15 protein-coding genes are annotated in these 15,160 nt (G+C 62.2%); 12 read left to right on the top strand and 3 right to left on the bottom strand.

Annotated features, from left to right (window positions below; all coding sequences use genetic code 11):
• Nucleotides 1-723, bottom strand: a complete 723-nt coding sequence (rph, locus tag ACLK1G_RS20930) for a ribonuclease PH (protein ID WP_420767157.1) — start codon at nt 721-723, stop codon at nt 1-3.
• Between the two features lie 265 nt (nt 724-988).
• Here rph and ACLK1G_RS20925 point away from each other — a divergent pair, with 265 nt between their 5' ends.
• The 6 genes from ACLK1G_RS20925 (at nt 989) to ACLK1G_RS20900 (ending at nt 6,292) form a co-directional block, all read left to right on the top strand.
• Nucleotides 989-1,852, top strand: coding sequence for a YicC/YloC family endoribonuclease (locus ACLK1G_RS20925; RefSeq protein ID WP_420767156.1), 864 nt, complete (start codon nt 989-991; stop codon nt 1,850-1,852).
• A gap of 12 nt (nt 1,853-1,864) precedes the next feature.
• A complete protein-coding gene (gene gmk / locus ACLK1G_RS20920; RefSeq protein ID WP_047735756.1) occupies nt 1,865-2,485 on the top strand; it encodes a guanylate kinase in 621 nt (206 codons plus the stop codon).
• Between the two features lie 167 nt (nt 2,486-2,652).
• On the top strand, nt 2,653-2,916 hold the full coding sequence (gene rpoZ, locus ACLK1G_RS20915) for a DNA-directed RNA polymerase subunit omega (protein WP_003177259.1): 264 nt from the start codon (nt 2,653-2,655) through the stop codon (nt 2,914-2,916).
• 60 nt (nt 2,917-2,976) lie between these two features.
• Nucleotides 2,977-5,082, top strand: a complete 2,106-nt coding sequence (spoT, locus tag ACLK1G_RS20910) for a bifunctional GTP diphosphokinase/guanosine-3',5'-bis pyrophosphate 3'-pyrophosphohydrolase (protein WP_030142176.1) — start codon at nt 2,977-2,979, stop codon at nt 5,080-5,082.
• 33 nt (nt 5,083-5,115) lie between these two features.
• Nucleotides 5,116-5,496: a RidA family protein gene (locus tag ACLK1G_RS20905; RefSeq protein WP_030142177.1), complete on the top strand. Its 381-nt coding sequence runs from the start codon at nt 5,116-5,118 to the stop codon at nt 5,494-5,496.
• A 55-nt stretch (nt 5,497-5,551) separates the two neighbouring features.
• Entirely contained in the window at nt 5,552-6,292 is a 741-nt protein-coding gene (locus ACLK1G_RS20900) for a hypothetical protein (RefSeq protein WP_420767155.1), read from the top strand.
• Between the two features lie 135 nt (nt 6,293-6,427).
• On the opposite strand, the gene ACLK1G_RS20895 is transcribed toward ACLK1G_RS20900, so the two are convergent.
• Nucleotides 6,428-7,285 (bottom strand): SDR family oxidoreductase, encoded by an 858-nt coding sequence (locus ACLK1G_RS20895; RefSeq protein ID WP_420767154.1) that lies wholly within the window; start codon nt 7,283-7,285, stop codon nt 6,428-6,430.
• A gap of 188 nt (nt 7,286-7,473) precedes the next feature.
• Between ACLK1G_RS20895 and exbB the strand changes: the two genes are divergently transcribed.
• From exbB to ACLK1G_RS20865, 6 genes are all read left to right on the top strand, one after another.
• Entirely contained in the window at nt 7,474-8,445 is a 972-nt protein-coding gene (gene exbB / locus ACLK1G_RS20890; protein WP_420767153.1) for a tonB-system energizer ExbB, read from the top strand.
• A gap of 6 nt (nt 8,446-8,451) precedes the next feature.
• The gene (exbD, locus tag ACLK1G_RS20885) at nt 8,452-8,880 is read left to right on the top strand and encodes a TonB system transport protein ExbD (protein WP_030142181.1); all 429 of its coding nucleotides are present in this window, start codon (nt 8,452-8,454) and stop codon (nt 8,878-8,880) included.
• The gene (locus ACLK1G_RS20880; protein WP_420767152.1) at nt 8,877-9,632 is read left to right on the top strand and encodes an energy transducer TonB family protein; all 756 of its coding nucleotides are present in this window, start codon (nt 8,877-8,879) and stop codon (nt 9,630-9,632) included. The genes exbD and ACLK1G_RS20880 overlap by 4 nt, the downstream gene beginning before the upstream one ends.
• A 272-nt stretch (nt 9,633-9,904) precedes the next feature.
• Nucleotides 9,905-10,825 carry a hydrogen peroxide-inducible genes activator gene (locus ACLK1G_RS20875; RefSeq protein WP_039593629.1) on the top strand — a complete coding sequence of 307 codons (921 nt, stop codon included), beginning with the start codon at nt 9,905-9,907 and terminating at the stop codon, nt 10,823-10,825.
• Nucleotides 10,826-10,834: 9 nt separating this feature from the next.
• Nucleotides 10,835-12,910: an ATP-dependent DNA helicase RecG gene (gene recG / locus ACLK1G_RS20870; RefSeq protein ID WP_420767151.1), complete on the top strand. Its 2,076-nt coding sequence runs from the start codon at nt 10,835-10,837 to the stop codon at nt 12,908-12,910.
• 78 nt (nt 12,911-12,988) lie between these two features.
• Nucleotides 12,989-14,386 (top strand): aminoacyl-tRNA deacylase and HDOD domain-containing protein, encoded by a 1,398-nt coding sequence (locus ACLK1G_RS20865; RefSeq protein ID WP_420767150.1) that lies wholly within the window; start codon nt 12,989-12,991, stop codon nt 14,384-14,386.
• 166 nt (nt 14,387-14,552) lie between these two features.
• Here the strand turns inward: ACLK1G_RS20865 and ACLK1G_RS20860 are convergent, their stop codons facing one another.
• A complete protein-coding gene (locus ACLK1G_RS20860) occupies nt 14,553-14,930 on the bottom strand; it encodes a helicase (protein WP_420767149.1) in 378 nt (125 codons plus the stop codon).
• Between the last annotated feature and the right edge of the window lie 230 nt (nt 14,931-15,160).

The raw sequence follows: 15,160 nt of genomic DNA, 5'->3' as shown, positions 1-15,160 counted from the left end.
TCAGTCGGCCAACGCGGCCTTTTGCAATTCGAAGATTTCGGTCATGCCTTTCTTCGCCAGCTCCAGCATAGCGTTCAACTCTTGCGGCTGGAACGGCGCGCCTTCGGCAGTGCCCTGGACTTCGATGAAGCCGCCAGCGCTGGTCATGACCACGTTCAGGTCGGTTTCGGCGGCGGAGTCTTCGAGGTAGTCCAGGTCCAGCACCGGCTCGCCCTGGTACATGCCCACCGACACCGCGGCGATCATTTGCTTGAGCGGGTCACCGCCCTTGAGGCCACCGCGTTTCTTGATCACTTTCAAGGCGTCGACCAACGCAACCATCGCGCCGGTGATGGAAGCGGTGCGGGTGCCGCCGTCAGCCTGGATCACATCGCAATCGACATACAGCGTCACATCACCAAGCTTGGACATGTCCAGCGCAGCGCGCAGGGAACGGCCGATCAATCGCTGGATCTCCAGGGTCCGGCCGCCCTGCTTGCCACGGCTGGCCTCGCGCTGGTTCCGCTCGCCGGTGGCGCGCGGCAGCATGCCGTATTCGGCGGTCAACCAGCCTTGCCCCTGGCCCTTCAGGAAGCGAGGCACGCCGTTTTCGACGCTGACGGTGCAGATGACCTTGGTATCACCGAATTCGACCAGTACAGATCCCTCGGCGTGTTTGGTGTAGTTGCGGGTAATGCGGATCGAGCGAAGCTGATCGGCAACGCGACCACTTGGACGTTTCATAGGGAACACCTGTACAGGGGACGGAAAACTGCTGGGCATTATAAAGCCGTGCGCTGCCATAAGGCAGGTCTAAAAATCCAACGCGACGGACGAACGCGCTCAAAGCCCCGGCCGACGGGCTGCAGCGCTTTGTTACCGGAGCTGTTTGGGCGCTTGCGTCGCACTGCGCTACAATCCTGCGCCTTTGCTGTCCTTCAGCATCAACCCACAGACCCCAGGCCCCACGACGACCGATTGTGGCCGGCTTGCATTGCGAGGAATCCCCATGGTGCACAGCATGACCGCCTTCGCCCGAGTCGAAAAGGCCGGCGCCCAAGGCACGCTGAGCTGGGAATTGCGCTCGGTCAACAGCCGCTACCTGGAGCCGCATCTGCGCCTGCCCGAATCCTTCCGCGACCTGGAAGGCAGCGTGCGCGAAGCGCTGCGCCAGGGCTTGTCCCGGGGCAAGTTGGAATGCACCCTGCGCTTCACCGAAGAAAGCAGTGGCAAGACGCTGCAGGTCGATCGCGAACGCGCTGCGCAACTGGTCGCGGCCGCAGAAACCGTCGCCGGCTTGATCAAGAACCCCGCCGCCCTCAATCCGCTGGAAATACTGGCCTGGCCAGGCGTACTGGTCGGCGATGCGAGCGATCCCCAAGCGCTGAATGCCGAGGCGCTGGCACTCTTCACTCAAGGGCTGAAGGAACTCAAGGCGGGTCGCGAGCGTGAAGGCGCGGAGCTGGCCCGTCTGATCAACGAGCGCCTGACCTCTATTGAAGAAGATGTCGTCACCCTGCGCGAACTGGTCCCGCAAATGCTCGCCACCCAACGCCAGAAAGTCCTCGACCGCTTCGCCGACATGCAGGCCGAGCTGGACCCGCAGCGCCTGGAACAGGAAATGGTCATGCTCGCGCAAAAAAGCGACGTGGCCGAAGAACTGGATCGCCTGAGCACCCACATCATCGAAGTTCGCCGGGTGCTCAAATCCGGCGGTGCGGCCGGTCGCCGCCTCGACTTCCTGATGCAGGAGCTCAACCGCGAAGCCAATACACTGGGCTCCAAAGCCTTCGACCCGCGCAGCACGCAGGCGGCGGTCAACCTCAAGGTGTTGATCGAGCAAATGCGCGAACAAGTGCAGAACATTGAGTAAGGCTAACCCGACATGACCCACAGCACCGGCACTCTCTACATCATTTCCGCGCCCTCGGGCGCTGGCAAGACCAGCCTGGTCAAGGCATTGATCGATGCCGAGCCGCAGATCCGCGTCTCGGTCTCGCACACCACCCGCGCCATGCGCCCGGGCGAAGTGAATGGCGTGAACTATCACTTCGTTGACCGTGAAGAGTTCGTGAGGATGGCCGAGCACGGCGACTTCCTCGAGCGCGCCGAAGTCTTCGGCAACCTCTACGGCACTTCGCAGAGCTACCTCCAGCAAACCCTCGATGAAGGCCACGACCTGATCCTGGAAATCGACTGGCAAGGCGCCGAGCAAGTTCGCAAGCTGATGCCCCAGGCCCGCTCCATCTTCATCCTGCCGCCGAGCCAGCAAGCCTTGCGCCAACGCCTGACCAACCGCGGCCAGGACAGCGATGAAATCATCGAAGGCCGGATGCGTGAAGCGGTCAGCGAAATGAGCCATTACGTCGATTACGATTATCTGATCATCAATGACGATTTTGCCCACGCGCTGGACGACCTGAAGGCGATTTTCCGCGCCAGCCAGCTGCAACAGAAGCGCCAGCAGCAACGTTTCGGCAAGCTTTTGGCCGAGCTGCTGGGCTGAACAGCCCTTCCCAAAACCGCTGCGACGGCTTTACATTGGTACTCGCAGCGCGCCGAGGGGTTTGATCAAAAAATCAGCGCTTCCCTAAACGCTGGTGTTTTTTTAAACTGTCGAGTCCGCTCGCCCAACCGGGCAGCGCGCATATTGCATTCGCTCCGAGGAATACCATGGCCCGCGTAACCGTTGAAGACTGCCTAGAACACGTGGAAAACCGCTTTGAGCTGGTCATGCTCTCTACCAAGCGTGCCCGTCAACTGGCCACCGGCGGCAAAGAGCCATTGGTCCAGTGGGAAAACGACAAGCCTACCGTGGTAGCGCTGCGTGAAATCGCCGAAGGCCTGATGAGCTACGAGTTCATCGCCAACGCTGAAATCGTTGAAGACGAACCGCTGTTCGCAGCGTTCGAGGACGAGTCCAACGAGGCGGTCTAAGCCTATGCCTGGTCGACGTAGCACGGCGCGGGGTCACAGCACACGGCAGGAGTCATTATCATGCCGAGCATAGACGCCCTCGCCGATCGCTTATCGGCCTACCTCGGCACGGACCAGGTCAACCTGGTCCGCCGAGCCTATTTCTACGCCGAACAAGCCCACGACGGCCAGCGCCGCCGCAGCGGCGAGGCGTACGTCACGCACCCGCTCGCGGTGGCGAATATCCTTGCCGACATGCACATGGACCATCAGAGCCTGATGGCGGCCATGCTCCATGACGTGATCGAAGACACCGGCATTGCCAAGGAAGCGCTGCAAGCGCAGTTCGGCGAAACCGTGGCCGAACTGGTCGACGGGGTCAGCAAGCTGACCCAGATGAACTTCGAAACCAAGGCCGAGGCCCAGGCCGAAAACTTCCAGAAAATGGCCATGGCCATGGCCCGCGATATCCGCGTGATCCTGGTCAAGCTCGCCGACCGCCTGCACAACATGCGCACGCTGGAAGTGTTGTCCGGCGAGAAACGCCGGCGAATCGCCAAGGAAACCCTCGAAATCTACGCACCCATCGCCAATCGCCTGGGCATGCACGCAATTCGTATCGAGTTCGAGGACCTGGGTTTCAAGGCGATGCACCCGATGCGTTCGGCGCGCATCAACCAGGCCGTCAAGCGCGCCCGGGGCAATCGCAAGGAAATCGTCAACAAGATCGAAGAGTCCCTGAGCCACTGTCTGGCCATCGACGGCATCGAAGGCGAAGTCAGCGGGCGGCAGAAACACCTCTACGGCATCTACAAGAAAATGCGCGGCAAGCGCCGGGCCTTCAACGAAATCATGGACGTCTATGCGTTCCGGATCATCGTCGACAAGGTCGATACCTGCTACCGCGTGCTGGGTGCTGTCCATAATTTGTACAAACCGCTGCCTGGGCGCTTCAAGGATTACATCGCGATTCCCAAGGCCAACGGTTACCAGTCGCTGCACACCACGCTGTTCGGCATGCACGGCGTACCGATCGAAATCCAGATCCGCACCCGTGAAATGGAAGAGATGGCCAACAACGGCATCGCCGCCCATTGGTTGTACAAATCCAGTGGCGACGAGCAACCCAAGAGCACTCACGCCCGCGCGCGGCAGTGGGTCAAGGGCGTGCTGGAAATGCAGCAACGGGCCGGCAATTCCCTGGAATTCATCGAGAGCGTGAAGATCGACCTGTTCCCGGACGAGGTCTACGTCTTCACGCCCAAGGGCCGGATCATGGAGCTGCCCAAAGGCTCCACAGCGGTGGATTTCGCCTACGCCGTGCACACCGACGTCGGCAACAGCTGCATTGCCTGTCGCATCAATCGTCGCCTGGCACCGTTGTCCGAACCGCTGCAAAGCGGCTCCACGGTGGAAATCGTCAGCGCCCCCGGCGCGCGCCCCAACCCGGCGTGGCTCAACTTTGTGGTCACCGGCAAGGCCCGCACGCATATCCGCCATGCGCTGAAGCTGCAACGTCGCTCCGAGTCCATCAGCCTGGGCGAACGCCTGCTGAACAAGGTACTGAACGGCTTCGACAGTTCCCTGGACAAGATCCCGGCCGAGCGCGTACAGGTCATGCTCCACGAATACCGTCTCGAATTGATCGAAGATCTGCTCGAGGACATCGGTTTGGGCAATCGCATGGCCTACGTCGTCGCCCGCCGACTGCTCGGCGAAGGCGAACAATTGCCGAGCCCTGAAGGTCCGCTGGCGATTCGCGGCACCGAAGGCCTGGTCCTCAGTTACGCCAAGTGTTGTACGCCGATTCCTGGCGATCCGATTGTCGGCCATCTGTCCGCCGGCAAAGGGATGGTGGTGCACCTGGACAACTGCCGCAATATCAGCGAAATCCGCCACAACCCGGAAAAATGCATCCAGCTTTCGTGGGCCAAGGATGTCACCGGCGAATTCAATGTCGAACTGCGCGTCGAGCTGGAGCACCAGCGCGGCCTGATCGCACTGCTGGCCAGCAGCGTCAACGCCGCCGACGGCAACATCGAGAAAATCAGCATGGACGAACGCGACGGTCGCATCAGCGTCGTCCAACTGGTGGTCAGCGTGCACGACCGCGTACACCTGGCCCGCGTGATCAAGAAACTGCGCGCCCTGACAGGGGTCATCCGCATCACTCGCATGCGCGCATAGCGTCTCACTCGCCCTCATTACAAGGAGTCATGAATGACCAAGACCGTTATCTCCAGCGACAAGGCCCCGGCCGCCATCGGTACTTATTCCCAGGCGATCAAGGCGGGCAACACCGTTTACATGTCGGGGCAAATCCCGCTGGACCCGAAAACCATGGAGCTGGTCGAGGGCTTCGAAGCCCAGACCGTGCAAGTGTTCGAGAACCTGAAAGCCGTGGCCGAAGCTGCCGGCGGCTCGTTCAAGGACATCGTCAAACTCAACATCTTCCTCACCGACCTGAGCCACTTCGCCAAGGTCAACGAGATCATGGGCAAGTATTTCGACCAGCCTTACCCTGCCCGCGCTGCCATTGGCGTGGCTGCCTTGCCAAAAGGCGCCCAGGTCGAGATGGATGCCATCCTGGTCATCGAGTAAAACGCCCGGCGCAGCCTTTCCCGCTGCGCCGTTTTCGTTCTGAAAGGATTCCACCATGCGCAAAGCGCTTGCTTTCTCCCTGCTCGCCCTGCTCCTGGGCGGCTGCGCCAGCGACCCTGCAGACCGTGACATCAGCGGCACCTGGATCAACCAGGCCGCCATCGACGCTGCCGCCAAAGGCGGCCCGCTTCGCGAAGCATTGCAGGCCTATGGCCCGAACCTGGAATGGGACGTCAACACCCGGGCTGGCCAGGCGCGTTACACCAATGGTTTCGAGAATGTCGAAGGCAAGTTGCTGGGCGAAGAAGACGGCGCCTGGAAAGTCGACTTCTACGGCAGCTCGGCCAGCGAACTCAAGCGCGACGGCGACCAGTTGAGCCAGGCCGCCACCGAAAACGAACCACAGCAAGTGTTCGACCGCGCCCAAGTACAGGTACCGGAAGGCGCGCCGATTGGCGCCAGTTTCGAGCGCGCCCTGTATTCGGCTTATCTCGGCGGCATCTGGAACATTGCCGAAGGTCCTGGCCAGGGCGCCACCGTGCAATTCCAGCCCGATGGTCAAGTCAGCGGCTTGCCGGGTACTGATCGCTACGCCTTGTGCCTGGCTGGCGGCTGCGCCTCCATGAGCAACGGCAACGACAACATCTGGCTACAGCAGAACGGCTTGGGCAACACCTGGATCTTTGCCCGTGACGGCAAGAAGCTGGAAATCTTCGAGACAATCAACGCGTCTCTTGCCGATGAAATTCCATCGTTCACGCCGGGTGCTCGCAAGTGGGTGCTTGAAAAACAATAGGAGCCCCGACGGGGTTCCCCTGTGGGAGCGAGCTTGCTCGCGATGAGGCCATAACGCCCAACATCGAGTTGACCGTTATACCGCTATCGCGAGCAAGCTCGCTCCCACAGTTGTTTTTTCGGCTGGCAGAAAAAATCAGCGGTGCTCTTCCAGAATCGCCGAATACCCCTCGCGATAACTCGGATAACGGGGCACCCAACCCAACGCTTTCGCCCGCGCGTTGCTGCAACGCTTGCTACCCGTGCGGCGCACGCTGGCGTCATCAGCCCACTCGGTCACGCCCAGATATTCGCGTAGCCAACCCACCACTTCGGCCAACGGCGCGGGTGCATCGTCGACACCGATGTAGAAATCTTCCAGCTGTACGCCCTGCCGATCCTTTTCCAACAGAAACGCCAGTAATCCGGCAGCATCGTCCGCATGAATCCGGTTGCCATAGAGCGGCGGCTCCGTCGCCACGCGATAACCCCGACGCACTTGCGTCAGCAGCCATTCGCGGCCCGGGCCATAAATGCCAGTCAGTCGAAGGACACTTGCGCGAATACCGCTATTGAGCGCTACTTGCTCGGCTTCAAGCATCAAGCGTCCGGAATAGCCGGCAGCGACAGTTTCGGAGGTCTCATCGACCCACGCACCGTCCTGCTGGCCATACACGCTGCTGCTGGATACAAAAATCAGTCGATCAGGCACCTGCCCATAATCACCCAACCAACTCAGCACGTTCTGCAGCCCCTGGACGTAAGCCTTCCGATAGCCATCCTCATCGTGGTCGGTGGCGGCGGCGCAATAAACCACATAATCGATAGCGCCTACCGGCCAAGTCATGGGGCAGTCCTCATTGAACAGGTCGCCGGCAACGCCAGTCACACCGTCCGGCAACCGCGAGACATCACGGCGCAGGCCATAAACATGCCAGCCAGCCGCCAGCAGTTTCGTGGCCAGGCGACCGCCGACATCACCACAACCGGCAATCAAAACAGAAGGCGCGGGCATCAGGATCTCCTTTTGGAAAAGCCGCAGACTAGCTGCCAGAGGGACCAGCGGCTAGCCATGCGACAAAAAAAGTTACTGTATTACTTTTGTTAACAAGAATTACTTGCAATAATGCTCGCCACTTTTGTTCTCGGCCTCACGAGGCCTGGAAGAACATCAACTTTCTTTTATTCTCAGGTCCGGCCAGCATGACACGTTCTTTCTCTTCCGCTTCGCCAACCAACCGACCCCGCGCCTGGGGCGCCGTGGCAGCCTTGCTGCTCAGTCTGATGCTGGCGCCGAGCGCCGCCTTCGCTGATGCGCAGACGCCCGCATCGACCCCCGCCACCACGCCTGCTGCCACCCAGGCACCGGCGGACCCGGCCACACCTGCTGCAACGCCCGTGGCCGCCGATCCGAGCCAGGCCGTCGAGGCCGAGGCGCCTCAAGTGCTCGAAGCCGACAATACCCTGGGCATGGCCCACGACCTGTCGCCGTGGGGCATGTACAAAAACGCCGACGTGGTCGTCAAAGCCGTGATGATCGGCCTGGCCATCGCCTCGATCATCACTTGGACGATCTGGATCGCCAAGGGCTTTGAACTGCTTGGCGCCAAGCGTCGCCTGCGGGGTGAAATCGCCGCGCTGAAAAAAGCCACCACTCTCAAGGAAGCCAGTGCCACCGCCGGCAAGGAAGGCACACTCGCCAACCTGCTGGTCCACGATGCGCTCGAAGAAATGCGCCTGTCGGCCAACAGCCGCGAGAAGGAAGGCATCAAGGAGCGCGTGAGCTTCCGCCTCGAGCGCCTGGTCGCGGCCTGCGGTCGCAACATGAGCAGCGGCACCGGCGTACTCGCCACCATCGGTTCCACTGCGCCGTTCGTCGGCCTGTTCGGCACCGTGTGGGGGATCATGAACAGCTTCATCGGCATCGCCAAGACCCAGACCACCAACCTTGCCGTCGTTGCCCCCGGTATCGCCGAGGCCTTGCTGGCGACCGCATTGGGCCTGGTCGCGGCCATCCCGGCGGTGGTTATCTACAACGTCTTCGCCCGCTCCATCGCCGGTTACAAGGCCCAGGTTTCCGACGCTTCGGCCGAAGTCCTGTTGCTGGTCAGCCGCGACCTCGATCACCTGCCGCCCGAGCGTGGCTCGCAACCACACATGGTGAAAGTGGGGTAATCGGCCATGGGCCTGCATTTGAAAGAAGGCGCAGACGACGATCTGGCCGAGAACCACGAAATCAACGTCACGCCGTTCATCGACGTGATGCTGGTGCTGTTGATCATCTTCATGGTGGCCGCCCCGCTCGCCACCGTGGACATCAAGGTTGACCTTCCCGCGTCCACGGCCAAGCCGTCGCCACGACCCGAGAAACCGGTGTTCCTGAGCGTCAAGGCGGACCAGCGCCTGTTCCTGGGCGAAGAGGAAATCAAGGTCGAGAGCCTCGGCCCGACCCTCGATGCCAAGACCCAGGGCAAGAAAGACACGACGATCTTCTTCCAGGCCGACAAAGGCGTGGACTATGGCGACCTGATGAGCGTGATGGACGCCCTGCGCGGCGCCGGTTACTTGAAGGTCGGCCTGGTCGGACTCGAGACGGCGCCGAAGAAATGATCACGACGCGCCAAAAACTGACGCGTTACAGCGGTAGCCTCGCCGTGGTGCTGGGCGTGCACGCGCTTACCATCGCGCTGGCGCTGAACTGGACGACGCGTCCGCCCCTCGAATTGCCGCCCCAGGCGATGATGGTCGAGCTGGCGCCGGTTCCTGCCCCGCCACCGCCTGCACCGCCGAAAGTCGTCACACCGCCGACGCCTCCGGAGCCGGTGGAAGAGCTGCCATTGCCAAAACTGGCCGAAGCACCGAAGGCGGAAATCGCCGTGCCCAAGCCGGTCAAGCCCAAGCCGAAGCCCCAGCCGCCCAAGCCCAAGCCGGTGGAGAAAAAACCGGAGCCGCCGAAGGAAACGCCGTCGGAGCAAAAGCCCGCCGACACTCAGCCCACCCAGGCGCCGACCGAAAAGTCCGCACAACCGGCCCCAGGCCCGTCGCCCGCGCAAATGGCGGCCAAGGCGAGCTGGCAAGGCACACTGCTGGCGCACCTGGGCAAATACAAGAAGTACCCGGCCAGCGCCCAGGCACGCGGCAAGGAAGGCATGAACCGCCTGCGGTTCGTGGTGGATGCCGAAGGCAACGTGTTGTCCTTCGAATTGGTGGGCAAGTCAGGCAACGCCGATCTGGACCGGGCCACCCTGGACATGATCCGTCGCGCCCAACCGCTGCCCAAGCCACCGGCCGACCTGCTGACCAACGGCACGGTCGAGCTGACGGCGCCGTTCCTGTACTCCATCGACAAGCGACGCCGCTGACCTCTAATTGCAAGCCCCTGTTTCAGGGGCTTCTTATTTGTGGCGAGGGGATTTATCCCCGCTGGGGCGCGTAGCGGCCCTAAAAAAGCTGACATGCCCCCCGGCTTTCCCGTCGCCAATCCTGTTTTTGGGGCCGCTTCGCAGCCCAACGGGGATAAATCCCCTCGCCACATCAGACATTCGACAGTGTCGCCGCGCGCCTCCAGTCTGATAACGTGCGTCTATCGATTGCAGCCGGTATGCTTGGCTCGCAACTTCACGGACGTTTCGCCATGACCCTCACAGAATTACGCTACATCGTGACCCTCGCCCAAGAGCAGCATTTCGGCCATGCGGCCGAGCGTTGCCATGTCAGCCAGCCGACACTGTCGGTGGGTGTGAAAAAGCTTGAAGACGAACTCGGTGTGCTTATTTTCGAGCGCAGCAAAAGCGCGGTGCGCCTGACCCCGGTCGGTGAAGGCATCGTGGCCCAGGCGCAAAAGGTCCTGGAACAGGCCCAGGGCATTCGCGAGCTGGCCCAGGCCGGCAAGAACCAGCTGACCGCCCCATTGAAAGTCGGCGCGATCTACACCGTCGGCCCGTACCTGTTCCCGCACCTGATTCCACAACTGCACCGGGTCGCCCCGCAGATGCCGTTGTACATCGAAGAAAACTTCACCCACGTGCTGCGCGACAAGCTGCGCAACGGCGAGCTGGACGCAATCATCATCGCCCTGCCGTTCAACGAAGCCGATGTCCTGACCCTGCCGCTCTACGACGAGCCGTTCTACGTCCTGATGCCGGCCCAGCACCCCTGGACCCAGAAAAAAACCATCGACGCCGGTCTGCTCAACGACAAGAGCCTGTTGTTGCTGGGCGAAGGCCACTGCTTCCGCGACCAGGTGCTGGAAGCCTGCCCGACGTTGACCAAGGGCAGCGAAGGCGCCAAACACACCACGGTGGAATCCAGCTCTCTGGAAACCATTCGCCACATGGTTGCTTCCGGCCTGGGCATTTCCATCCTGCCGTTGTCGGCGGTGGACAGCCATCATTACTCCCCCGGCGTGATCGAAGTCCGCCCATTGACAGCGCCCGTGCCGTTCCGCACCGTTGCCATTGCCTGGCGCGCCAGCTTCCCGCGACCCAAGGCCATCGAGATCCTCGCCGACTCGATCCGCCTGTGTTCCGTGGCCAAGCCGCCCGCCGCCAAGTAAGCCGTGGCCATGACTGAGCTGTCGAAAGTGCCGGTCACGGCACTCAAGGGTGTCGGTGAAGCCATGGCCGAGAAACTGGCCAAGGTCGGCCTGGAAACCCTCCAGGACGTGCTGTTCCACCTGCCGCTGCGTTATCAGGATCGCACCCGCGTGGTGCCCATCGGCCATTTGCGGCCTGGGCAGGATGCAGTGGTGGAAGGCACCGTCAGCGGCGCCGACGTGGTCATGGGCCGGCGTCGCAGCCTGGTGGTGCGCCTGCAGGACGGCACCGGCGGGCTCAGTCTGCGTTTCTATCATTTCAGCAATGCGCAAAAGGAAGGCCTCAAGCGTGGCACCCGCGTGCGCTGCTACGGCGAGGCGCGGCCCGGAGCCTCGGGGCTGGAGATCTATCATCCGGAATACCGCGCCATCACCGGCGACGAACCGCCGCCCGTCGCGGAAACCCTGACGCCGGTCTACCCGCTCACCGAAGGCCTGACCCAACAGCGCCTGCGCCAACTCTGCCAGCAGACCCTGACAATGCTCGGCCCCACCAGCCTGCCGGACTGGCTGCCCAAGGAGTTGGCCCGGGACTATCAGCTCGCGCCACTGGCCGACGCGATTCGCTATCTGCATCACCCGCCCGCCGATGCAGATGTGGAAGAGCTCGCTCTCGGACATCACTGGGCCCAGCATCGCCTTGCCTTTGAAGAACTGCTGACCCATCAACTGTCCCAGCAACGCCTGCGCGAAAGCCTGCGCTCGCTGCGCGCCCCGGCCATGCCCAAGGCGACGAAGCTGCCGGCCCGTTACCTGGCCAACCTCGGTTTCACCCCCACCGGCGCGCAGCAGCGGGTCGGCAACGAAATCGCCTACGACCTGAGCCAGCCAGAGCCGATGCTGCGGCTGATCCAGGGCGACGTCGGCGCCGGCAAGACCGTGGTCGCCGCCCTCGCCGCGCTGCAAGCGTTGGAAGCCGGTTATCAAGTGGCCTTGATGGCGCCCACGGAGATCCTGGCCGAGCAACATTTCATCACCTTCCAGCGCTGGCTCGAACCTCTGGGCATCGAAGTCGCCTGGCTGGCCGGCAAGCTCAAGGGCAAGAACCGCGCCGCCGCCCTCGCGCAAATCGCCGAGGGCGCGCCGATGGTGGTCGGCACCCACGCTCTGTTCCAAGACGAAGTGCAGTTCAAGAACCTGGCCCTGGTGATCATCGACGAACAACACCGCTTCGGCGTCCAACAGCGCCTGGCCCTGCGGCAGAAAGGCGTCGGCGGGCGCATGTGCCCGCACCAGTTGATCATGACCGCGACGCCGATCCCACGGACCCTGGCGATGAGCGCCTACGCCGACCTCGACACCTCGATCCTCGACGAACTGCCTCCCGGTCGCACGCCGGTCAATACCGTGCTGGTCACCGACACCCGGCGGGTCGAAGTGATCGAGCGCGTACGCAGCGCCTGCGCCGAAGGCCGGCAAGCCTATTGGGTGTGCACCCTGATCGAAGAGTCGGAAGAGCTGACCTGCCAGGCAGCCGAGACTACTTTTGAAGACCTCACCGCCGCCCTCGGCGAGTTGAAAGTCGGGCTGATCCACGGCCGCATGAAGCCTGCCGAAAAAGCGGCGGTCATGGCCGAGTTCAAGGCCGGCGTCCTGCAACTGCTGGTCGCCACCACCGTGATCGAGGTCGGCGTCGATGTTCCCAACGCCAGCCTGATGATCATCGAAAACCCCGAGCGCCTGGGCCTGGCGCAGTTGCACCAGCTGCGCGGCCGGGTCGGCCGGGGCAGTGCCGCCAGCCATTGCGTGCTGCTGTATCACCCGCCGCTGTCACAGATCGGGCGCCAGCGCCTGGGGATCATGCGCGAAACCAATGATGGTTTCGTGATCGCCGAAAAAGACCTCGAACTGCGCGGTCCAGGCGAAATGCTCGGCACGCGCCAGACCGGTCTGCTTCAATTCAAGGTGGCCGACCTGATGCGCGACGCCGACCTGCTCCCGGCGGTTCGCGACGCCGCCCAGGCGCTGCTGGAGCGCTGGCCCGACCATGTGAGCCCGCTGCTGGATCGCTGGCTGCGCCATGGGCAGCAATACGGCCAAGTGTGAGCACGCGCTCAGTTTTCTGGACGCGCCTTCTGGACAAGCTGGTTATACTGACCCACTTGTAGAATACGGACACCGACCATGACCGAAGCTGCCCTCGTCCCCGTAACCCCGCACGCTCCGTCTGTTATTCGGCAATTGCTCGAAAAACTGGGCATCGCCTTCGACGAAATCATCGAGCGACCGGGCCTGAATCCTGCTCGCAAAGTGCAAGCCGTGCTGCTGCACGATGCCGTCGGCGCGCTCATGGTCCTGTTTCCACAAAATCAGTTGCTGGACCTCAACCGTCTGGCCGAACTCACTGGCCGCAAACTCACGGCGGTGCCGACCGAGCGCCTGGAGCGAATGCTGGGCAAGCACAGCCTAAGCCTGCTGCCGGGCCTACCCGCGCTGACCAGCTCGCCATGCCTGTACGAAGAAGGCTTGCTGCGCGAGCCCAAGCTGCTGATCAACTCAGGCGAGCCGGGGCTGCTGCTGGAAGTCACCAGCGAAGCCTTCAAGACCATGCTCACCAAGGCCAGCGCCGCGACGTTTGGCGAACCCTTGGGCAATATCTCCCCGAACCTGGACCGCCCGGATGACGACCGCAAGGAAATCACCCAAGCCGTCCAGGCATTCACCGCCCGGCGTATCCAGCAACGGCTGGAAGAGACCATCGAGATCCCGCCGCTGGCCGAAACCGCGCAAAAAATCATCAAGCTGCGGGTCGACCCTGACGCCACCATCGACGACATCACCGGCGTGGTCGAAACCGACCCCGCACTGGCCGCCCAAGTGGTGAGCTGGGCCGCATCGCCGTATTACGCATCGCCGGGCAAGATTCGCTCGGTGGAAGACGCCATCGTCCGGGTGCTGGGCTTCGACCTGGTGATCAACCTGGCGCTGGGCCTGGCCCTGGGCAAGACCCTGAGCCTGCCCAAGGACCACCCGCAACACACCACGCCGTACTGGCAGCAATCGATCTACACCGCCGCCGTCATCGAAGGCCTGACCCGCGCCATGCCCCGCGCCCAGCGCCCGGAGGGCGGCCTGACCTACCTGTCGGGCTTGCTGCACAACTTTGGCTACCTGCTGCTGGCCCACGTCTTCCCGCCGCATTTCTCCTTGATCTGCCGGCACCTGGAAGTCAACCCGCACCTGTGCCACAGCTATGTGGAGCAACACCTGCTGGGCATCAGCCGCGAGCAGATCGGCGCCTGGCTGATGCGCTACTGGGACATGCCCGACGAACTGGCCACCGCCCTGCGCTTCCAGCACGACCCCCACTACGACGGCGAATACGCCGCCTACCCGAACCTGGTTTGCCTGGCCGTACGCCTGCTGCGCTCACGCAGCATCGGCTCCGGACCGGATGAGGACATCCCCGATGCCCTGCTCGAACGCGTTGGGCTGACTCGGGAAAAGGCCAATGATGTGGTGAGCAAGGTGCTTGAAGCCGAGGTGCTACTGCGGGAATTGGCTTCGCAGTTCAGCCATTGATGACTGGCCCAGGCAGTTGAGCTTCTGTGGCGAGGGGATTTATCCCCGCTGGACTGCGCAGCAGACCCAAAAAGGCTAACTGCGGTAAGCCTGCATAACCGAGGAGTCAGGTTTTAGGGCTGCTTCGCAGCCCAGCGGGGATAAATCCCCTCGCCACAATCATCCACTAGGCTTTAGCCTTCCTTGGCTTCAAATACTTCATCAACCCCTGAAACCAGATCACCAGCGCCGGATTACCCTTGATCTGGATCGACTTGTCCTGGATCCCGGTCATGAACGCCAGTTGCTTGTTCTTCGCCTGCATCGTGGCGAAGCCATAGCCTGCGTCCTTGAACGCGATGGCGAAGGCCGGCGTTGCATAAACACCCGACTGGCTGGTGATGCGCTGGTTCTTCACGGTGAAATACCGAGCGATCTTGCCGTCCAGGGTTTGCAATTGGAACACCAGCTCCTTGTCGCCCAGCTGTTGTTGGAAGGCTGGATTGCTGCGGCTGGCCTTGCCCATCAACAACCCCAGCATCCACAGCAGAAAACGAAATTTCATCGGCACAGCCTCGTGAGAAAAATGAACGGCTGGCGCAGTTTATCGTTTCCCCAGCGGAACGCCATCATCGAATCCGGTTTAAGGAAGATCGCCCGCATTTTGCGCACGATGACTGCCAAGTCATGTTTAGAAGCGGCATTCCATGACCTTCAGACCCGTCGGAGATTTCCTTCAAAACGCCGGGCTGTCCATGAACTAAGCAGCAGTACCGAGGGCCGCTAACCTCTGTT

It is taken from the genome of Pseudomonas algeriensis, assembly GCF_048847255.1.
Lineage (GTDB): Bacteria > Pseudomonadota > Gammaproteobacteria > Pseudomonadales > Pseudomonadaceae > Aquipseudomonas.
Note: the sequence above shows the minus strand (reverse complement) of the source record. Positions and strands in the feature narration are given on the sequence as shown.